General features: G+C 42.0%; 23 protein-coding genes and 1 pseudogene. 1 reads left to right on the top strand and 23 read right to left on the bottom strand.

Features of this window, described 5'->3' with window-relative positions; all coding sequences use genetic code 11:
* Window positions 1-34: 34 nt before the first annotated feature.
* The 21 genes and pseudogenes from G588_RS21620 to G588_RS0112090 all read right to left on the bottom strand — a co-directional run bounded on the left by G588_RS21620 (window position 35) and on the right by G588_RS0112090 (window position 17709).
* The gene (locus G588_RS21620) at window positions 35-1297 is read right to left on the bottom strand and encodes a sensor histidine kinase (protein ID WP_022779020.1); all 1263 of its coding nucleotides are present in this window, start codon (window positions 1295-1297) and stop codon (window positions 35-37) included.
* Between the two features lie 16 nt (window positions 1298-1313).
* Window positions 1314-2981 (bottom strand): hypothetical protein, encoded by a 1668-nt coding sequence (locus tag G588_RS0112190; RefSeq protein WP_022779019.1) that lies wholly within the window; start codon window positions 2979-2981, stop codon window positions 1314-1316.
* A gap of 129 nt (window positions 2982-3110) precedes the next feature.
* Entirely contained in the window at window positions 3111-3626 is a 516-nt protein-coding gene (locus G588_RS0112185; RefSeq protein WP_022779018.1) for a hypothetical protein, read from the bottom strand.
* A 212-nt stretch (window positions 3627-3838) separates the two neighbouring features.
* A complete protein-coding gene (locus G588_RS0112175) occupies window positions 3839-4597 on the bottom strand; it encodes a GNAT family N-acetyltransferase (RefSeq protein ID WP_026668756.1) in 759 nt (252 codons plus the stop codon).
* A 78-nt stretch (window positions 4598-4675) separates the two neighbouring features.
* Window positions 4676-5227, bottom strand: a complete 552-nt coding sequence (locus G588_RS21615) for an AAA family ATPase (protein WP_022779016.1) — start codon at window positions 5225-5227, stop codon at window positions 4676-4678.
* A gap of 22 nt (window positions 5228-5249) precedes the next feature.
* Window positions 5250-5897, bottom strand: a complete 648-nt coding sequence (locus G588_RS20125) for a hypothetical protein (RefSeq protein ID WP_022779015.1) — start codon at window positions 5895-5897, stop codon at window positions 5250-5252.
* Window positions 5898-5952: 55 nt separating this feature from the next.
* A complete protein-coding gene (locus tag G588_RS0112160) occupies window positions 5953-6408 on the bottom strand; it encodes an NUDIX hydrolase (RefSeq protein WP_022779014.1) in 456 nt (151 codons plus the stop codon).
* A 62-nt stretch (window positions 6409-6470) separates the two neighbouring features.
* On the bottom strand, window positions 6471-7286 hold the full coding sequence (locus tag G588_RS21610; RefSeq protein WP_022779013.1) for a hypothetical protein: 816 nt from the start codon (window positions 7284-7286) through the stop codon (window positions 6471-6473).
* 650 nt (window positions 7287-7936) lie between these two features.
* Window positions 7937-8521 carry a GNAT family N-acetyltransferase gene (locus tag G588_RS20115; protein WP_022779012.1) on the bottom strand — a complete coding sequence of 195 codons (585 nt, stop codon included), beginning with the start codon at window positions 8519-8521 and terminating at the stop codon, window positions 7937-7939.
* Window positions 8522-8528: 7 nt separating this feature from the next.
* Window positions 8529-9209 (bottom strand): MBL fold metallo-hydrolase, encoded by a 681-nt coding sequence (locus G588_RS0112145; RefSeq protein ID WP_022779011.1) that lies wholly within the window; start codon window positions 9207-9209, stop codon window positions 8529-8531.
* A gap of 165 nt (window positions 9210-9374) precedes the next feature.
* A complete protein-coding gene (locus G588_RS20110; RefSeq protein ID WP_242830366.1) occupies window positions 9375-9986 on the bottom strand; it encodes a class I SAM-dependent methyltransferase in 612 nt (203 codons plus the stop codon).
* 175 nt (window positions 9987-10161) lie between these two features.
* The gene (locus tag G588_RS0112135) at window positions 10162-10455 is read right to left on the bottom strand and encodes a LiaF transmembrane domain-containing protein (RefSeq protein WP_022779010.1); all 294 of its coding nucleotides are present in this window, start codon (window positions 10453-10455) and stop codon (window positions 10162-10164) included.
* Window positions 10456-10458: 3 nt separating this feature from the next.
* Window positions 10459-11049, bottom strand: a complete 591-nt coding sequence (locus G588_RS0112130) for a hypothetical protein (RefSeq protein ID WP_022779009.1) — start codon at window positions 11047-11049, stop codon at window positions 10459-10461.
* Entirely contained in the window at window positions 11036-11512 is a 477-nt protein-coding gene (locus G588_RS0112125) for a hypothetical protein (RefSeq protein WP_022779008.1), read from the bottom strand. Before G588_RS0112125 ends, G588_RS0112130 begins: the two co-directional genes overlap by 14 nt.
* Complete coding sequence (locus G588_RS0112120) at window positions 11509-12051, bottom strand: RNA polymerase sigma factor (RefSeq protein ID WP_026668755.1); 543 nt, start codon at window positions 12049-12051, stop codon at window positions 11509-11511. Before G588_RS0112120 ends, G588_RS0112125 begins: the two co-directional genes overlap by 4 nt.
* A gap of 114 nt (window positions 12052-12165) precedes the next feature.
* Window positions 12166-12783: pseudogene (locus G588_RS0112115) on the bottom strand (aminoglycoside 6-adenylyltransferase); the annotation flags it as partial.
* Window positions 12784-12808: 25 nt separating this feature from the next.
* Entirely contained in the window at window positions 12809-14116 is a 1308-nt protein-coding gene (locus G588_RS0112110) for an ATP-binding protein (protein ID WP_022779005.1), read from the bottom strand.
* Window positions 14117-14281: 165 nt separating this feature from the next.
* The gene (locus G588_RS0112105; RefSeq protein WP_022779004.1) at window positions 14282-14815 is read right to left on the bottom strand and encodes an adenylate kinase; all 534 of its coding nucleotides are present in this window, start codon (window positions 14813-14815) and stop codon (window positions 14282-14284) included.
* Window positions 14803-15759, bottom strand: a complete 957-nt coding sequence (locus G588_RS0112100) for an adenosine deaminase (RefSeq protein ID WP_022779003.1) — start codon at window positions 15757-15759, stop codon at window positions 14803-14805. The genes G588_RS0112105 and G588_RS0112100 overlap by 13 nt, the downstream gene beginning before the upstream one ends.
* 28 nt (window positions 15760-15787) lie before the next feature.
* Window positions 15788-15925 carry a hypothetical protein gene (locus G588_RS22525; protein WP_022779002.1) on the bottom strand — a complete coding sequence of 46 codons (138 nt, stop codon included), beginning with the start codon at window positions 15923-15925 and terminating at the stop codon, window positions 15788-15790.
* 215 nt (window positions 15926-16140) lie between these two features.
* Entirely contained in the window at window positions 16141-17709 is a 1569-nt protein-coding gene (locus G588_RS0112090; RefSeq protein ID WP_022779001.1) for a hypothetical protein, read from the bottom strand.
* Window positions 17710-17929: 220 nt separating this feature from the next.
* Between G588_RS0112090 and G588_RS0112085 the strand changes: the two genes are divergently transcribed.
* Window positions 17930-18733 carry a hypothetical protein gene (locus tag G588_RS0112085; RefSeq protein ID WP_022779000.1) on the top strand — a complete coding sequence of 268 codons (804 nt, stop codon included), beginning with the start codon at window positions 17930-17932 and terminating at the stop codon, window positions 18731-18733.
* 58 nt (window positions 18734-18791) lie between these two features.
* Here the strand turns inward: G588_RS0112085 and G588_RS22780 are convergent, their stop codons facing one another.
* Window positions 18792-19733 carry a GNAT family N-acetyltransferase gene (locus G588_RS22780; protein ID WP_022778999.1) on the bottom strand — a complete coding sequence of 314 codons (942 nt, stop codon included), beginning with the start codon at window positions 19731-19733 and terminating at the stop codon, window positions 18792-18794.
* A 35-nt stretch (window positions 19734-19768) separates the two neighbouring features.
* On the bottom strand, window positions 19769-20602 hold the full coding sequence (locus tag G588_RS0112075) for a hypothetical protein (RefSeq protein WP_022778998.1): 834 nt from the start codon (window positions 20600-20602) through the stop codon (window positions 19769-19771).
* Window positions 20603-21352 lie beyond the last annotated feature (750 nt).

Genomic DNA, 21352 nt, shown 5'->3' with positions numbered 1-21352 from the left:
CTCTTCCCTCTGAAAATATTATCAGATCATCAGGTCAGATAGGTATCTTGATCGTAACGCTGGTACCTTCTCCCTCTACACTCTCAATTTTGAATGTACCGCCCGCCATGTCGATTATGCGGTCACGGACATTTTTTAATCCAATATGATCACCCTTTAGGGTGTCCTCGATCATCTTGTCCACGTCAAAGCCCTTGCCGTTATCCCTGATTGAGATCACGTGGGCATCCTCTTCGCGCCAGGTACTTACGGCTACCCATCCATGTTTTTTGCCCCTGACACCGTGTCTTATGGCATTCTCCACCATGGGCTGTATGGTCAGCGGCGGTATAAGGAAGTCATCGTCCTCGATCTCATATTCAATCTTGATTGATGGAAAGCGCACCTGCTCGATATCTGAATAGATTCTGGTATGCTCCAGCTCCTTAGTAACAGAAATCATATCCTCCTCATTAAGAGAGTTGATATTCTGCCTCAGGTACAGGGCAAATTCCTCGATGACCTTGGATGCCCTCTCCGGGTCAATTTCCGTCAGAGCCTGGATTGTTGACAGTGTGTTAAACAAAAAGTGGGGCTGGATCTGGGACATCATTATCCTGATCCTCTGCTCTGCCTTGAGAGCATTCTCATGCTCCCTTACAAACTGCAGGTGCAGCCAGATGTAAAAGAACACAATGCTCTCAGTCATTGCCACTGTCAAAAACGTAACTCTTGCGTTAAAATAAGCCTCCATGTCCAGCACTACTGCAATGACCACCATGACCGATATGATGATGGGAACCACAGCTTCTCTTCGCCTGATTCCACGGTACTTCATAAGAGCGCTTACAACAATCCATACCACCATCACAAAGCTTACACCGAAGGGTATATATCCCAGCGGTCCTCTGTGCCAGTGGAGGTTTGGATCGTAGAAAAAAACCAGGTGTGAAAAAAATGAGGACATACAAAATGCTGCGTTGACCACAATGAGAGCATGCAACAGTTTTGTTCCTTTTTCATTACCAACGAGCCTGACAAAAAGATATAGCACCACAGTTCGTAGTATATAGCCCAGGGCAGAAATTAAGGTATACCAAAAAATCGGGGCATTCCTATATAGGACATCTCCGTATTCCATGGAAAACTGCGGCTCCCATAGCAAAAAGCCAACTATCAGGGCTATTGCATATACTCTGTATCTGTTGGCTTTTTGGATATAGGGATCTGCCATAACTGCAATGGCCACACCGGCCAGCTGCAGTACCAGCGCCATATTCAGCGCGGCTATAGTTTGTAAGTTAGGATCTTCGAACAAGTGCTATTCCTTCCTTTTATTCCATGACCTTCTGGAAGTTAACTACTTCTGCCTCTGAATACTCAGCGAACATTCCCTGCAAAATCTTGTCATCTTCCACTTCATTCTTTTCCCCGTCGGATTCAACATAGTAGGTTGCATTTCCGTTGGTGTCAAATTCTTCATAGGCGGTTTCCTCAGCTACGAGTTTGCCGTCCTTAACTGTATTTTTTGTCACAAAATGATGACCTGCTGTCAAAAGCTTGCCGTCCTTAACAGCAAGAGGATTGGCTGTTCCGCCGGACTGTACTGTTCCAAGGAACACAACATTTCCATCCTTGTCATACATGAAGACTGATGAATCGATGGCAGCCTCATTGCCGTCAAGGTTGTCGTAGCTTCCATTGGCAACGAGAAGTACATCGGTTTCGTCAAGCGTTACATTGGCATATGCCATATTGGGATAGAGACTGTCCACAATCTCTGTAAATGTAGCATACTTGGACATATCCTCTTTGGAGAAATCAATTCCTGAAACTGTTGTGAAAGGAGTGAACTTAAGAGCTGTCTTCTGGCCCTCAATTCTCTCCATTTCTGCCTTGTAGTCCTCCTCGGACATAGGAGTCCACTCCTCGTTATCATAGGTTGAGAACCATGGATTCTTCTCGTCTGTATATGCGTCATATTTGTAGCCAAGCTGGCATACCATATCTGTGGAGTTGGGCTCAAAAATCCACACTACGGATCCGTTTTCCATAGCTCCGCCGGAGAACTCATTAAGAAGCGCATACCCTCCGTATGCATAATATCTGTCTCTGGCAGTTCCTGTTACGATGTGAGTTGCAACTCTGTCAACCGTTGAATATACGTCGTAAACCATTCCGTCGATCTCACTGCCGGACATATCTCCGATAAAGAGATCCTCGATACCGTCGCAGTTCATATCTGCATAGGCATAGCCAAGAACCTCAAAGGGCTTCTCGTTATTAGCGGCTATTGCTGCGATCTCAGGGCTGATACCCTCTTCTTCACACTTATTTGCATCCCAGCCCTCACTGATAGCTGTCACATACTTATCAAGAACTGTAAAATACAGATCTTCTCCCTTGGTTCCGGCCTTGTAGACAAAAAGGTTATCCCCTGTGCCTGTGATATTCTCGAAGACACTCTCGGTGGCATCCTCAAGTTTAGTGTAGCTCTCAGGAGCCTCAGGCTCATTGTAATCCCACTGAACCTCGGAAGCATAGCCTCTTCCAACATTATATATGGTTCCATCGGTAGCAAATACTTCTCCTACCTTGGTGAACATTCCGCCGGCAAAAATATTGCAATCGGAAGATAATCCAACCTCAAATACAAGTCCGGGCCAGCCTGCATCCACCAGGGCCTTGTCATATACACTTATGCGGTCATCCTCTACCTTGGCATAGGTCATATCCTTGAATTCATCCGGAATTGTGATCTGAATAAGATCTGTTGTGATAACACTGTCGGTAATGTACCCCTCTGCATTTGCAGTATTTTCTACAATAGTTTCGTCTTTCTTTTCGCCTGCAACTTCTGATTCGGTAGTCTCTACCTGCTGTGCTTCCCCTGCACTCTCAGGCTCTGTTGCCACCTCTGAACCACATGCAGTCAAAGCAATTGCCATTCCGATTGCAGGAATGATTGCCAGGTTACCATTCATCAGATTTCTCTTTTTCATAATTTATCCCCTTGTCTCATAAGAAAATATAGCTTGGTTTATATTTCTGAATAAGCTTATCAGACTGTGTCCTACAAAATGTCGTCATCCCCCGAAAACGGCATTATATCCGGCGCATTTCATGTATTCTTACCACACCGCCTCTTCGTAGTAGTACCAGTGATCACAGATTTTCTCTGATCTATATCTTGATTTTTCATGGGATTCACTGCTGTCAATCTCGTAATAATCCCCTTCCTGTGCCACTCTGTGGATATCCAGCAAAACATCATTAGGAGAATAATATATGCCCCGAGTCCAATAGCCTTGCTTTTCAGGCTGCCCCTTCAGCATAAATCTGACTAAGTCTTGTCTTCCATCTCCGGAGGACTTAGCAACTGATATTGATATAATTGCTAACTTATTAAACGGATTTATCTCTTTCTTAGCCTCAATCGGAACCTCCCAGACCCAGTAATAAATTTCAATATCTTCTTCCTGCTTTTGGTACAATTCCTCAGCAAAAGCTGTAAGCTTTTCGCTGTTATTAGCTACATACTCTCTTATATCAATCGGAAATCTGAAGATTCCGAGTAAATAATTCATAACTGATAAAACAATTACTGCCACTGTCACAGCTACAGCTATTTCAACCTTTTTCTTCATCCGGGCAGCCCTTCCTTTCTCCATTTTATGCCTAATTCAATAGCTTCATGATCTTCGGGCATATCTCCCCAATCAGGCAGACCATACATCCAAGGCATGTCCCTTTATCTAACTACTTATATCATATTTAACAAGATAGGTGCTCATTTTCGGACGAATGGCACTTGAAATCGGACGAATGGCACAAAATGCAGTAATTAAGTCTATCCAGATCAACTTCTCGGATTCAAAACCGCGGCTTCTGTTTCAACCCAGGCAGGGCTGAACCCACTTTTTATGGCGATATTTTGTGACTGAATATTAGCTGCTGCCGTGCCATAGAAAGGAACATCCCCCATCTCAATGATCTTGTTCCTTAAAAGGGTAACGAGATAAGTACCAATCCCTCTTGAGCGATACTCAGGAATGACATCGATGCCTATCTGCTGCCAGTGGGGTGCATCCTCTGAGCAGCCCGCCATTCCCATGATGTTATCGCCGTCGAGAGCCATGACCACAATCCTGTCAGGGCGGACCGGGCAGGGCTCGGGGTAGGCTATGGCATTGGGAAACCTATCATCTCCGTAAAACTGATTGATTTCGCTGTCGTAGAGCCACTTCACCTTGAAGCGCTCTTCTATCGATTTCTCACAGCAGGGCAGAAACATATGATGTGTGTGCTTCATCTTGTAACCGTATTGTTTCAGCTCTTCATTCAGTTTCAGGAGATTATCAAATTCGAAAAGATGATGACTATCCTCATCTGTGATCAGCCCCTTAAGAAACTCATGGAGGCACTTATCCGCCATAATGACAGTATTCTGCCCCAGTGTGGCCATTTCAAGGAATGGCATATCAGGACTGTAGCTCCTTCTGCCTTCATTCCATGCAGGCTCTGTGATGGTAACCTTATTTGTCCTTAAATCTTCCGGTGAGCAATTGAAATCAATTGATAGCTGCTGAAGCAGCCTTTCATAGAATGTTTTGAACATTATTTCCCCTTGTTATCTCATACACTTTTTCGGACCACCAAATTGTCCGATTTTAATCTGCAGCAGCCTGTACTCTCCTCAAACAATGTAATCCTCAAGAACGATCTCATTAACTGTCTCTTCTGTGGTCTTATTAGAATTATCATACAGATGGCCACTGTTCTCGGGCATTGCCTCCAGCTCTTTTTTCAGGAACTTAGCTCTTTCTATCATGTCTATATCGCCGCGACCACGGATTCTTTTCTCAATCGTAGCTTCATCTGCTGTTAAAACTATGTAATAAAGCTCGGTACCGTTCTGAGCGGCAAGGTTCTGTACTCTGGGAAGTTCAGTTTCAATCACATAATCAATAAGGACATCCATTCCCTGTTGCAGGGCTCTGCCCGCAGTTGCAATGATACAGTCCCAGTTGAATTTAAGGATATCTTCCCACAACACTGAGTCAGAAGCTTCTCCGTTCACAAAGAAATCTCCCTTATCCTCGGGCTCCACGAATCCTCCATGGAAGTCATCTCCATGGATTACGTATACTGTTTTTCTATCCTTATCCACCAGGTGTCTGGCATAGGCATCCACAAATGTGGACTTCCCGCAGCCACAGGGCCCTGATACAAATATTATCTTCGGCATTGTTTATTCCTTTATCTTCTAGTCAATCTGTAATCTTTAATAATTCTTCAGCAAGCCTGACAGTTTCTTCCTGAGTTCTGTCTTCATCTCGATAGATTACTTTGAAGCCGGAGTTTTCCAGCATCTCATATTCCTCCTTAGAGCATATCCTGGTAAGTATTTCTCGATAGTTATCCAGTGCTGCCTGTGGATCCGGTTCCTCCAGCATAAGCTGATAGAGAAACTGCTTCTCCGGATCAGGGCGGTCAAAAAAGCGGTGGATGCTGATCTGTGGATCTGACAACATCACCAGAACATGGTCTGCGTCAGAGATCTTATGAAGGGTCTCGATGCTGATGTTTGTATCCACAAATATCTTCTTATCACAGTTCTTTTGATCACTGAGCAGTTCCTCAAGAATCTGAAGTTCAACAATCTCGCACTCTTTCTTCACATTATTTATCCATGTCACATACTCATCCGGAGTCCTGCGGATGAATTCATGCCAGTCCTGAAGGTCCCGGGTATAGGTAAGATTTGGGAATTCCTTACTGTCAAGTTCAGGAAGCTTCTCGTCGTGGTAATTCTCTTCAAGAGCCAATCCGTTATGCTTTTTGGCAAGATTCTTTACTATTGTAGACTTCCCTGCATAGGATGTGCCAATAACAAAATATACATTTCTTAAATCCATTTTATTCTCTCTCTTAATCTATTGCATGGAAATGCTGATTAATTCCTGCATGTTATTATCTCCCAACCGTATACCTTCCTTCAGTAACTAGCTCAAAAGGTTCCTTTTTAAAGCTAAAGCAACTAACTGTATCGCCTGCTGCCAACATATTTTCAAGTCTTTTCTTTGTAAGGGGATATGTTACCAACTCTAGCGCTTCATCATTGTTGACCCATTTTACGTCAAGGCTCTCATCCCCCGTAGCAAGCTCTCCGCCTGTGTACTTGCAGGAAAAGTCAATGTTTACCACATCTTTCTGAATGTTTTTACACACTCCTATGAAGCCTGTGATCTCAACATCTACACCGGTTTCTTCTTTGATTTCTCTTATAAGTGCGTCTTGCAAAGCTTCTCCGGGTTCAACCATTCCCCCGGGATACTCCCAGCCTCTGTTCGGACTTTTCAGTAGAAGGATTTCGTCCTTATCGTTACGTACCAAGCCAGCTACAGAAACAAAATGTGTGTATTCCACTTTTCATTCTCCCACTAGTAAATTATGATAACAAAATCACCACAACTTTACCCGAGTGCTGATTATAACAAGTATTGCTCTATTTTATCCTTAATTATATTTGAGTTTAACGGCACTTGTGAAGACTCAAATGTCAGAATCATGTTATTTCCTGCGTGATAGCCATTCTGTTCATATATAGATATCTTTTTAATATTTTTATTAGCGTACTCCGGATCATCCATCATTCCAAAATGTTCCCATACATATTCTTTTCTTGCTCTTACATTAAGGCACATGAAATCAGGTCTGGTCATACTTTTTCCCATAGTAAGCGGATACTCATATTTATACGGTATATCATAATGCTCTAGAAGGTTTGCTATTATCACTTCTGATTTGGACCTTACCCTTACGCCATTTACAGAGTAATACTCGTTTGTATCATCAAAGCCAAAATGTTCATATTCTTCGTCTTGCCATAGATCAACAAATTCTTTGTCGGAAATGCTAATTGGCTCTATAAGTCTTTTTCTTCCATCATTAAAGCGCTCTATCGCTTTTTCTACGGATTCATTTATTAACATGCTTTCATAGGAGTTTATGATGCTAAGTTCTTCCTTTGCAATCTGCAATACCAGTTGATTGTAATCTCTTTGCGCAAGTTTAGTTGCAATTGCGATTTCACGTTTAGGAATAAAAACACCATTTTTGTCTTGGGGCTTTTTCCTCCAATAATATTGGAAAGATTTATTACGCTTTAAAACTCTTAGTCCTCCTTCAGGAGCCTCTGCAATTTTTCGCTCCAGCTCTTTGATCATGCTCTCAAGCTCAGCCTTGCGCGCATTAACAGCGCATAAGGTCTCTCGGCTTGTTTCTACTTCTTTACAATCCTGCATAGATTATATTGCTCCTCCACATTTCTACTCATTTGATTATCAGATAATTCCGTCAAGATATGCCTTTGGGATGTACTGCTGTATGTATGTCACCACTTCCTATATCGATATGCATATTAACTTGGCTTGAAGCTAGTCTTTCGTATGCCTTTGTTTCCTTGATTTCCACATTATTTGCTCTTCCAGAAGCAGCATTGCATATTACTTTGCCGCAACCAACCTATTTAATATGCATTTCACTCGAACTATGACAGCACTCGTCTTCAATATTGAGACAAGAAGCATATGAAACACTTCTTCATATCAAGTTTCGTATGTACTATGCTATATTCCGCACTCGTACAGGACTAACTAACGAGAACCAATGGTCCTTCAATGCATATTAACAGTTCAAATAAGCTTGTCTCATATGCAAATACCAAAAATAGCCAATTCCAAAATTCATTCAGGGTATTTTTATAGCTATCTGCGAACCAGATCAGCTATTTCAAAAGAATTCTTGACAGAAATCTCTAGAATAGTATGAAAATACTATACACACGCTAGTAGTTTTTGTAAAGAGCAGGCCTCAGATTCTTTAACCTGCGGCCTGTAATTGAATTATTATATACTCTAAAAGGGTTGTTAAAAGGGTTGTATGCCCCCTTTCTTTACTTTGCTTCCTGCCATCTTCTCCCATCTCTGTTGAAAAAGTAACCCAGATTGATCCTGACTTCGCGCCTGCCAATGTCATCATTTGTATAGCAGCAGGTGTCAAAACCAACAAGCTCAAATCCCTCATGAAGATAAAAGCCTATGGCATTGGTGTTGCAGGACTGGGTCTCAAGGATTATAGCTCTTCTGTTCTGGGCCTTGGCCACCTCTTTTGCCTTGTCCATTAGCTTTTTGCCATAGCCCTGGCCCCTGAGGGCATCTGATACCCACAGTTCAGTGACAAGAAGTCTGTTTGACCATTCTTCGGGGCATACCTCGATACATGCAAGAAGTTCATCGTTATCCCCCACAATTCCGAAGGCCTCTGCATTTTCCCAGTGATCCTGGTACAAAGAATCCGGAAAATCATACTCTTCAGGTGTATGAAGTATCTCCTTCTCTGCCTTCTTTTTGACAAGTTCTATCTTGCAGCCCTCGCCATCAAGCTGCTTTATATCAAAATCGTAATAGCTGTCGCTCCTTGTAACAAGGGGAATCGCTACTCCTTTCCATTTCTCTTTTGGTAAATCAACAATATTCATGTAATTCTTATGTCTCCTCTAACAAGTCTCGTATTGTGTCTTCCTTCGGAACCGGAACCCAGTGTCCTTCAAGGCAGGTAGGAGCCTCAGACTTCCTGATGATCTCAGCCAGGCTCCTGCTAAGAGCGGGATCCTTTTTCCCCTCCGGAAACGTACCGCAGGTAGCATCTCCAACGAACAAGACGCCCTCTCCGGGCACCTCAATAAATGTAGAATCATCGGTATGGGGCGCATCTGCACAGAAGACCTTAACCTGGCAATTACCTGCATCCAGCGTCATGCTATCCTTAAATACCATATCCGCAGGTGTTACGATCACTGGCCTGTTATCAGCATATTCTCGGCGTATACTCTCATGCATGTCCAAAAAGAACTCCGTTCCTTTCTCCGCCAGCCTGTTCCTGAAATCAATCAAATACTGATCAGTGCGTTCATTTGCAAGGCAAAGGCCGTTCACCGCATGCATTCCAAAGGTATGATCCCAGTGCCAATGGGTTATCACGGTGAGCGTTGGAAGCGGAAGACCGTTCTCTTCCAGCGCTCTGTAAAACTCCCTTGTGTGGGCCTCAGAGTGCCCTGCGTCCACCGCAAGACTCCAATTATCGCCCCGGATATATCCAAGATTAGGCCTGTCCCGCTCTTCCTCCATGGGATAGTACCAGATTCGATCCGTCAGTCTTTTTAACATCTGTTCACCCCTCCATCTTTATTTCTACTTTTTTGCTATAGCTGTGAATTCCCCCGGAAGCTTCTCATTTTCCCAGGAAGGATGCTCATCAAATCTCTCCAACGTAAACCCATTTTCAATTATTGAATTGATGATTTCACTAATGGTGTACTTCCTGTAGTGGCACTAGGGAATCTGCTTACGGATCTCCTCGTCGTAGAATCTTGCGTGGGCCATCTCACCTTCAAATATGTCTGTGGAAAAATAGCTCATGGTGGGCTGCTGCAGTCCCAAAATATCCGATATCTTGGTAAAAGGGTGGAAGTCGCTGCAGATCATCTTGCCTCCGGGCTTAAGTAGTGACCTCATCACCTTCATAAACGCATCTATATCGTGGAAATAGTGAAGGATTCCGCCTTCCATGAATACCACGTCAAAATAGCCTTCGTACCTGCCCATGTCGATTTCCATGATGTCGCAAACTTCATAGGCTATCTTGGTGCCTGCTGCCTCAGCGGTTTCAACTGCATATTTCTTATTGGCTTCGGAGATATCAAAGACCGTCACCTCTGCCCCAAGTAGCGCCAACGGAACTGCCTTTTTACCGCAGGATCCGCATATATTGGCAACCCTTATACCTTCAAAGGAATCAAAGTAGCCTGCATACTGCTTGAGCATCTTCTTGGGATTTTCCTTGTCCTTCGCTGCCCGCTCCTTGGGCGTCCCCGCAGTTCTTACCCAGAAATCATATGCATCAAACTCCCAGGCCTTCTTGTGCTGCAAACTGTAGTCTTCCATGTCCTTCACCTCCCTGTATTATCCTTTTTCATACACTTACGCCCTATTATAACTATAAAAAAAGCAGCGTACAATCAGTATTTCCGATTATACGCCGCCAAATATGTCACTATTTTCAAGTATCTCGCCGCATCATGATACGCTGTACTCACTATTCATGCGCATTCTGCCATTTTCACACATTGATATTTACCATGGCCAGGTCCGCCACTGCCATGCCCATTGAAAAAAACACCATAACTATCAGCAGAAATATCGCTGCCTTATCGTATACAAGCTTTTCCGTAATAACATTGGAGACAAGAAGTTCTATTCCAAGGCCGATGATGATCACAGGCCAAAATCTGAAGATCATTTCATAGCTGATGAGCCCAAGGAACAAATGAAGAATAAAACACACTCCCATCACGATCAGGGTAAGGCCTGTGGTTATGGAACCAACTCTGTGGATTCTTTCAGATTTTTCCATGGCTCAGGCCTCCTTTGTATTATCTTTCTGTGTAAAAAGCTCAGCACTGGCCACCACATCAGCAGCATTCTGCTGCTCTGTAAGTTCTTTCTTTTTGCCGCGGATAAGAACAAATCCTGCGACTATAAGTGCCAGAGCTATGATGGCGCTGGGCAGACGATCGATGATGGGGTAGATATAATCCCAATAGTCACCGGGAATGAACCTGGCGACAATGTCCAACAGATAATTCCAGAGAATTCCTCCTCCAACCAGTATCAGAGTAATTGAGGCAACCGTCCTTAACTTGGAGCTTGAGATCTTAAATGCACCTTTCCTGTCAAACTCTTCCCAAACGTACACATCTTCGAACTGTGAAAAGGTCATATCGTCCATCTTTGCGATGTTTCTGGCATGGAAAAAAGCGTAAAACCATACAATAGCAATAACCGCCATCAGGAAATCAAATCCTGTTACAGCCATAAATCCGCACAGCAGGAAAAATATGGCCATAAGCGTTACTCCATTTTTCATAAAGCCCATGTACATCTCAGCTGCCCCGGGGCAGAAGGAAAAAATAAATGTAAAGAATCTGCTTTTCTTAATTGGTCTCATAATATGCCTCCCTTATCATTTCAAAAATGGACTCGAGCCTTGGCAAAACGCCGTTACTCTCATCGCTTATCACTTCTTCTCTTGTTTTTACCGGTATTCTCGACAACACTTCTTCTCTGCTCTTAACCTGCGTTCCGGAGATTATGTCCTCTCTTGTTGGTACACCGGCTAGGTTGTTTTGCCTGATAAATGGTGTTATCGCAAGTATCATGATCGCTGCAGCTATGGATCCAAACACCTTTAAACAATACACTGCGAAGGAAACCGTATTCCGCGAAACTGCTTTTCTTGGAGGAACCGCTCTGATATTGGATTTCTTTTGAAGGAGTTTTTCTTTTTCCGTGATGTAATCAAGAACTTCGGCTTCCACACTTTCCGGGGCAGACACCGAAATGTCGCTCTCCGCCAGCTCCATCAGCTTATTAAGTTCGTCGTCCGATAAATATTCATAGTCCTTACTCATGCCAGCAGATCCTCCTTTCTCACAGTTTTTCTGAGCATTTCCCGGGCCCTATATATTCTGGTCTGAACAGTTTTTAGTGGAATTTTCTCTTTTTCCGCTATCTCTTTTGCCGTCAGGCCCTTAAGAAAATACATTCCGGCAATGGCCCCGTAGCCTTCGGGCAACTCATTGCATTTATGCTCAACCTGCCGGAGAACATCTTTTGTGGCAAAAAGACCAATTGGTCCTTCTGTGTTATCACCATCTTCGGGAAGTTCATCCCCCGCTACAGGGAGCGTTCGTCTCTCGGCGGCCTTCAGATAGTCAATACATTTGTTGCTTGCTATCCTGCAGAGCCAGGCTTTCTCGGAGCCGCCTGTAAATTCCGACAGATGCTCGTAGGCTGAAATAAATGTGTCCTGGGTGATATCCTCCGCGGTAAAATAGTCACCGGTCATCTTAAGGCAGACTGAGAAAACCAGATTCTTATATTCATTCATAAGTTGTATAAGCTTATCTCGCGAATCCGTTTTCCCCACCTCCTTTTTCTCGCCTCTCATTTATTAAAACGAAATACCTTTGAAAAAGTCTTCAGTTTTTTTCAATTTTTTTTACATTAAATACCACCAGAACAGGAAACAAGATGCCATCATTCAACTTCTACGGAAACATCATTACCTATACCGCTGTCCTCTGAGATTATCTATGAATCTTAACATGTTCTTTTCCGTCTCTTCAGGATATGAGTATCCGCAGCGCTCTGCTACTGCGCTTCCAGACTTTTGCCACAGCAATTGTGCTGCATTAAAGGCTTCCCAGATCTGATCATAGTCAGCGTTTGGATAGGTCTTCTTATATAGTGCAAAAAGGTCTTTATCTAATAATTTTTCCATGTTGCAGTCGAGAATGCCCATATCTACTACCTTTCCCGACTGCAGATATATATGCCAGCGGAGCATCCTGTTAAGAAGATCTCTGACAGCTACGTTAAAATAAAACATCGCAGCAGGAAGCTCTTTTCGCAGGGTATACTCAGCAAAGGTTTTCATCACCCACCAGAACTCGTTGCAGATATTAACAAATACCTCTTCCGAGGGTGTTTCCTCAAATAAAGTCTGGGTCTCCTCAAGACGCTCTATATCCGGAAGGATACCATCTTTATCCAGAAGCTTTTGATAGGTTTCCCCTTCCCATACGTTTTCATGGACATTTTCTCTATTGAACTTGCTAAGGAACGCGTCTTTGTCCATGACATTTATCACCAGCGTGATCCCATCCTCAAGCACCATGAGGTGGGCCTTAGTACCTGGATATACATTACTTTATAAATCTTAGCAAAAAGTCTGCAATCCCTATAACCGTATATCCATGCTCATCTCTGGTTTCGTTAACAGGCCTATTGATCACCAACACCTTCTGAACCTGATCATTCAGCATGATATATGGCCTTACCTCTCTTGCCTTTGTATCAGCATTTGATATGTCCGCGGTTACTTGGATATAGTATGATCTCACTCCCTTTGTGGCGTAAAAATCTACTTCATTAGTTTTTCTAACAGACTTTCCATTTTTATCTTTTTCAACAGAATCAAAAGCTCCAACGTTTACAGTATAGCCATTATAACAAAGCTCATTATAAACGATGTTTTCCAGCATCTGTCCCTCATCAGGAAAAGCAAAATTAAGCCTGGCATTTCGAAGTCCCGTGTCGCAAAAATAATACTTTCTTAATGCTCCAACCTCTTTCCTACCCTTAAGATCATATCGTGACGCTTCTCGGAGCAAAAAAGCATCCTTAAAGTATGTTATGTAGTTTTCCACAGTCGTTCTGTTTATTTTTTCATGTCGTATGCTCACGAATGTATTTGCAATCTTATCAGCGTTTAGCAATGAACCCGTTGATGAACTGATTATGTTGCATAGTTCATCCAATGCTTCGCTCTTTTTTAGATGATTTCGCTCCACAATATCACTGAAATATGTAGTCTGAAAAAGGTTCTTAAGATATTCTTTTCTTTCTTCATCGCTCTTTAAAACAGCAAGAGGCATTCCTCCATACTGTATATATGAATAAATCGCATCTGTTGCTGATCCTCCTACATACTCAAAGTATTCTTCAAAGGATAACGGTGCCAACGCAATATTAGTTGCTTTGTCTCTAAATTCCGTAACAATATCGGAAGATAGCATTTTTGAATTAGATCCTGTAACATACAAATCTATGTTCTTTTCCCTTGATAATCCCAAGACAACGTCTACAAAAGATATTGTTTCTTCGGTATCTTCACCAGCCAGGACATGCTTTCCTTCTGTAAGCACCGGATTCATTATCTTATATACCTTTTGGATCTCATCAATAAAGACAAAATAGTCACCATCACCCTTACAATAATTCCGAACATATTCACCAAGTTCTATGGGATCACGATATTTGCTATTCCTATCATCGTCCAACTCCATAACAAGGATGTTCTTTTCCTGAACACCATTATTTATCAGGTATTCTCTATATATTTCTTTTAGCAAAAATGATTTCCCACATCGCCTTATGCCGGTAATAATCTTAGGGAAACCATTTTTTTGTGCATTTATAAGTTGGTTTAGGTATTTATCTCTCTTTATCATGTAATCTCCTAAATTGTAGAATTCTACATTTTTTTATATTAGTATTTTATCATTACCTCCGATTCTAAATCAATAAATCTGTAGAATTCTACATTTTTTGACATTTATTATTCCTAATCTTTAAGTAGCTTATCCAGTTCGCAAAGAAGCTTTTCTTTCATCTCCTCAAGTTCTTCGCGTCAATAAGTTATTTATAGCTTGCTCATAATCCGACTCAATGAGTATCACTTCTTCTCCTGCGGCTTTAAAACCATTGATAACCTGCCTGTTATCAGCCTTGAGAGTTATAGCCGTGCAGTACGAATCATCAATCCTTGATTCAATATCTGAGGCATGCGCCTTAATATCAGAAAAATGGGCGTCTATGTAATCATCTGTCAAGGCAAGACAAATAAAACGGATATCCTCAAGGTATTCCTTACTAAAATCCTGTCTCCAGCCAAAAGGTACGTAGCAGCCTTCCACAATAAGATTCTGCCTGTTCTCTATTGCTGTCTTGACCATCTCCCGAACAATGGGCCACAGATAATCTGTGAGAACAGCGTCTGAATCTTCAGTAGTCAGCTTGGTATTACCACTTCTGATCAGCCCCATTTTGATATGGTCGATAGACACATATGGATATTTATATTTTTCAAGCATCTTCTGGGCAAGAGCCGTTTTCCCGGTGTGAGATGCCCCTGTTATCAATATGACCATGGCTTATTCCTCATCTTAAGTCCATTCTTGCGTATATTGTCCAACTCCTCCGGCATCAGGCAGCCAGACTGATACAAACGCAGATATTCCCTGGAAACATCCGAATCGAAGATCAAGACATCATCAGAACCTATAGTGACGTCTACACCGTTTCGATAAAGTTCCGCAATAGGGTGTGACTTCAGATCTTTTACCCTTCCCAGGAGATAGTTACTGGAAGGAGTAATGTTCAGTCTGATGTGATTGTCTGCGAGGAAGCGAATCACAGAGGGATCCTCTACAGCTGCAATGCCATGCTGAACCTCATCCAATTCCAGACATTCTACTGCACGTCTTACATCATCTGCAGTTCCCCACTCACCTACATGGGCCTTTAACCTAAGTCCTTCGGCTTTTGCGCGTCGATAGATAGATTTGAAATTCTCTATTGGCTGAGCAAGCTCATCCCCATAAAGGTCAATTGAGTAAAACGCTTTGCATCCCCAAAAATGTGATAAACATTCCTCAAGATATGCTATGTCGCAATGCCTTGACATTCCTATCTGGAGCCGCAGCTCAATCTCAGGAGCAATTTCCTTGTGTGCAGTTTCAAACGCCTCCACGAGCTCTTCTATATTTCCATGGAAGAACTCTCCAAGACCCCAGACATCTTCGCCAATTTCCAGAATAGTAACTCCATCCTCTTTTGCCTGAGCAAAGGTTGCCTTAATAAGCATTCTACGGCCTTCAGGCGAGTTGAAATAATCTCCTATATTCTGAGCATTCCAGGCATGCATTTCATCCATGGAATGGAGTGGCTGCGTAATTGGCTGAATATCTCTTCCGGTATGCTCTTTCAAAAAACTTCTGTTCCCGCCCAGCACAAAATGATTGTGCAGGTCTGCCTTGGGACATTTACGTATATCCGCAAGGCTGCCCTGCTTGAGTGCATCTATGAATTCCATTTTTTCTCCTAATCGGTTATTCTCTGTTTTAGTTTCCGGGATAACTGATCTCATCAAGGCTCATCCACAGCGCTTCCTTGAGTGGATTATCCAAGCCTTCAAATTCCGGATCATAACCGGTTGTAGCCTCTGCTCTCTCTTCGTTTGATTGTTTCTTTTTATCCACTATCGTCCCCTCCAGAAACGCTGATGTTTACTGTATCCTCTTGATGATACTATATCTAAATGCAGAAAAAAAGAGAGTTCAGAACTCTCTTCTTTCAATAAAGTCAAACCGCCTTTTCATTGTCCTTTGCTTCCTTTTCTGTATGAACCTTCCGATATCTGGCCATTTTGTAATCCTCCTTTATCTGACCCTGAAAAAACAGAATACTTCAAACTTTACTCCTCTAAAAAGTGCATATACATTTTGTTGTCTATATAGTTCCGGATGTATTCGTCTGAAGTCACTCCAAAATCTTCCTCAAAGGAACCCGAGGATTCAACAAGGCTATCAAGGCCATACTTTGCGATAAGGTCTTCTGTGATAACCATGGCTGCTTGGTAGGTAAGGTCAAATCCAAGGTCATCCATTTTTTCCATGTTACCGGCTATGTCGTATACGTCTCTTATTGTTTTTATATACTTCAGATTCTCACGGGTTTCCGTTCCAAAGAAAGTCAGATCGGTAAGACCATTTGCATATTCATAGCAGGTATACTGATTATTCTGATCCTTATCTTTTTCTCTCAATTTCTGATAGTAATCTACTATTGTCAATTCATATTCTGCGGCTCCATCCTGTTCCATTTTTGCCATGGATTCATCATCTATAATGCCTTCTTCATACCATTTCTGGAAGGAGTCACCAAACATGTTATGACCACGCACATAGGCCTCCTCATAGTCCCTGCTGTAGTATACTGCCAGCCCTTCAGCAATCCAGCCTTCCTTAAAGGAATAGTTTAACGTATGATGGATATACTCATGAACGAAAGCAATTGGCTGAAGTAGTCTTATTACTCCATCTCTATATGTTGATAATTCGCCCTCGTCTGTCAGAGTAATCTGGACACTTTTGCGAAAGCTTTCTTCAGTATAAATGTCTGATTCTGCTGCGATTCTTTTACACAGATTTTGGATTCCCTCCTCCGCCTCGTACAGAAGACAGTAAACATCATCCACAGTTTTCAGCCACTCAACCTCTGTTATATCCCAGATGTTTCCGGCGCACTTAACAGTGGCGCCTGTTTGGCTTTTAACGGCTGTGGCAGCCTCTACTAATTCATCTATCTCATCGAATCTGAAATCGCCTGTGGATCCAAGATCTGCGAGCCATTCACCTCTGTGATCATTTACGGAAAAGTCGTTAAATGAGTATTTATCCAGAGCGTATCTAGTCAGGTAATATGCGCAGTCTCTGGACATTTGCAGGTCACTTTCTTCTGAAAATTCCTCAAAAAAGTATAAAGCGAAAAGAGGAAGTGTTTTCTCTTCTCTTTTATCAAGGTATTCTTTTACCTGATCCTCTGTATTAACAGGTGTATAGCCAAATGCATATTCTGTCAGGCCCACCGTTTTCCAGTATGGTAAGTCTGTGCACTTATCAGTGAATACTTCATTAAAATTGTCATCACTGATCTCCTTCTCAGTAAAGTTGACACGATCATCTTTTTTTACATGTTCTGTAGCAGGACCAATCGCGAACTCAGTGTCTGTAAGGGGGACAATTTCAGATAATCTCTGCCATGCATCCTTAACTTTATTAACGGATTCTTCAGTCACATCCTCTGAAAGAAGTGAAACACTTACCTCTGTGCTGCTGGCTGAAGTGCTACTTGTCAAAGTACTGCTGACTGAAGCGCCGGCGTCACTTCCTATCTCCCCACTCTTTCCCTGTGCTGCGCATCCACAAAGCATTGCCATGGAAAGCAAAACTCCAATGCTTCTGTAAACTACTTTTTTCATCATTACTTTAATAACTCTCCCAACTAATTTGTTCTTTTTTGCCATAATAGCAAAGCCTGTCTTTCAGACAATGCGTATCCTCTGAAATATACAAAATCGGAGCAGAAATGTCAAAAATGGGAGGTATCTATATATATAAAACCCGGAAACCATTGACAAAACCCGGCTTAGGAGCCTAAAATCCTCATTAAGTTGAAAAAAGTAACAGTTGGAGGAAAATTTAATGAGAAGAAAAGCAATTACTGCAGCTGCTTTGACCGTCCTTATGACCATGTCATTAGCAGGATGCGGTGAAAAAGCAGAGACCGTCTCTGCCAGCAGTGAGCAGGCATCTATTGTTGATGAACAGGCTCCTCCGACTGTTCCCGCATCACCTGAAACAAATGCAGCTGCGGAAGCAACATCTGAACCTGTTATTGTAGAGCAGATTGCAGAAGAACCGGTTGGCGATGCACCTATTGGGGATGGTGCTGTTGGAGATTCATATGTCACAGATGGTGATGAATACGCAACCTGGCTTACCGGCAGATATGTCTGCACAAATAAAAATGAAGAATCTCTTGCTTTTGAATTTTTTGAAGATGGTACTGTAGATACTCCGTCTGATGGCAGCGGTACATATTACATCGATTTTGACTGTAACTTCACTGTAAATATTGGCATGCTTACCGGTAAAGGAAATTATGACCCATTCACTGATACTATCGATTTTACATTTGGATATAGTGTCTATCACATGGAGCGCGATAAGGATTACGATAATTCTGACGTAGAAAAGAACGTTACATTTCTTGAAGGCACATACTATTGCCCTGAACACCCCGATCCCAGCGACGACCTTCATTTCCAAAAAGATGGCACCGTTGATCAGGCCGGTATGCCAGGAACATATCACATTGACTCTGACGGAACCATAAGCATCACATTCCCAGGTATTGGCGGCAGCGGAACCTACAACAAGGACGGTTCTATGGACATAACAGTTGGTAAATTAAAATATCACTACATACCGGACGATAGGCACTAAATAACTTAAGCTCAGTTGGTTACAATTTGTAACCAGCTGAGCTTTTTATATCAGGTGATTATAACCCCCGATCTATCTGATAATACTTAAAGTCAGCATCCTCATTCACATATTTAAAGCCAACTTTCTCCAAAACATGCTGACTTCTCGTATTAGGCTGTATTGAATCCGCATATAACACCGGTATATTCAACTCGTGAAAAACATAATCAATAGCCAGTTTCTCAGCCTGCGTCCCTATACCATGGTCTTTATATGCCGCGTTCTTTAAACAAATTCCCAAGGTAGCACATTTATTTTCTTCGATATTCTTTATGATCACTTCGCCGACAATCTCTTCCCCGCACATTATTGCAAGTGTTTTTCTCTTAAGATCCTGTTGGCGTTTAATATATTGATCAACCTTTTCCTCACTGTACTCGTACGGAACGTACTTTGTTTTATCAAGCCATAGATCCGGATCATTTTCATATTCTTTAAAATATCTTTGATACATTTCCGGAGTCATCGAAGTAAGGTAAATGGCTCTATCTCTATTGCCTGCAGTCATCTCGGCCATCTTAAGATCACATTCATCTACATATCCAATATCTTCTTTTAAATCCCATAAACGGATTTTTTCCATCTCGTCCCCATCCGTAGGATTAAAAGCTTGCAGCTCCGCCAATTCACCTGTAAAAATTGCCTGGTACTTGATATTTCCCTTTGAATCTCTGACTTTAAACAACCCGGCAAATTCCAAATCCCTTTGTGTCTGATGCGTCTCTTCAAACAACTCACGAATCGCTGCCTCACGGGCTGTTTCTCCCTGCTCTATTCTTCCAGCAGGAAATTCCCACTGCCCTCTCCAGGAATTATATCCAATAAGAAATTCACCATTTACAGATATAACAGCAAACGCACCTGTAACCGGATCGTAGTTCTCTATTTCTTCCTCACTGACCTTTAAATATTCAAGCAGCGTCCATCCGCTTTTATTCTGTGCCAACATATCCTCCATCTATATTAAGTCCTCCTGCCCCCAGCGAGCTTTAACTAAACTAGGTAATTTTCAATCATAGCCTTTATTATATTAGAACTTAAGGCATGTTGAGAAGTTTCAAATGTCATTATCATGTTTTTTCCCTGAAAATATCCATTCTGTTCATAGGTATTAATCTTCGCTACATTCTTGTTGGCATAAGCTATGTTATCCATCATTCCAAAATGTTCCCATATAAACTCTTGTCTTGTACTCACATTTAGGCACATAAAATCAGGACGAACCGTTTCCTGTCCCTTTAGGGTGATTGGATATTCATAACGATAAGGGATGCCCTTTTGCTCAAGCATGTTAGCAATAATCAGCTCTGACTTGGATCTTACCCTGACTCCACAAGTTGAATAAAAGCTTATATCCTCGCTGACTGACATCGGCTCATAACTCACGCTGGTCCACCTCTCAACGAATTGCTCACTAGATAGTTCTGTCGGAACAATCAACCTTCTCCTGCCGTCATGTAATGATTCATAGACGTCGGATATCATATTTTTTTCTAGAAGTTTTTCATATTTTTTTGTTAGCTTTATTTCTGCCTCTGCAATCTTTAATACTCTTGAATCATAGTCTTTCTGGGCAAGTTTACAGGCTAACTGGCAATTATCATCTTTAATGTACTCTCCATTAAAGTCTTTCGGATCAGTTCTATAATAATACTGAATACGATTTCCACTTCTTGAGATCCGTAATAGCCCTTCCGGCGCTTTGGCTATTGTCTTTTCTTTTTCAGTGATTATCTTTTTTAGGTATAAGTTTCTCGCCTTTAGCGCTTCAAGAAGCTCTTTTTCTTTATTTGCTCCAATAATTTCATTATACGTTTTTACTGTCATTATCATTTCCCCTTAGTATTAGTTATATTGACAGATAGATTCGGAAATTATCCTTCTCATATCCGTCGTAAATTCTTTAATCAGCTCGCTCAAACGGATATGATTCCAAAAACCAGCTTATCTATCCGTCAATTTCGCTCTATATCTCGGAACTCCAGCAGATATAACCGCACAGATTGCCTCAGCTATCCGCCAACATTCTCAACATAATTCTCTTTTATACAGATAGGTTGTGCCAAAACAACCAAGCTATCCGTCATAATAATTGTTAAATACATTTACTTGCAGATAGATAACACAAATCTCCTGGTTCTATCTGTATAATCTACAAAAATACTCAACAAGTGAAATCCTGGCCGCTCCAGAAAGAGCAACCACTTCAAAAGATACTTTGAAAAAAGAATTCTCTTGAAAATACAATGCATAATATACAGCAAAAAAACATGAAAGTAAAGGCTAGCTATTTCCGCCTTCCCCCTTGACCACCAAAATGCAAAAAACGGATACCTGTCAAGGATGCGCCTATGCGCACGATAGCTTGTCCTTGACAGGTATCCGTTTTTTGCTACAATGCCCTCTCTGTGGGAAGGCGGTTTATCACTCTAGCTCAATGTAGTAAAAGTTCAGTTTCTTCAAGTAATCATGCTCCTTGGTAAATCGAGTAGGCTGACTCCTACTCGATTTCGCACACGAACATTCCGCACTTCGTGCTCCATGTTCTTACAACCGGCAAATGAATTTGTATGCAAG

It is taken from the genome of Butyrivibrio sp. AE3009 (assembly GCF_000420845.1).
GTDB lineage: Bacteria > Bacillota > Clostridia > Lachnospirales > Lachnospiraceae > Butyrivibrio.
Note: the sequence above shows the minus strand (reverse complement) of the source record. Positions and strands in the feature narration are given on the sequence as shown.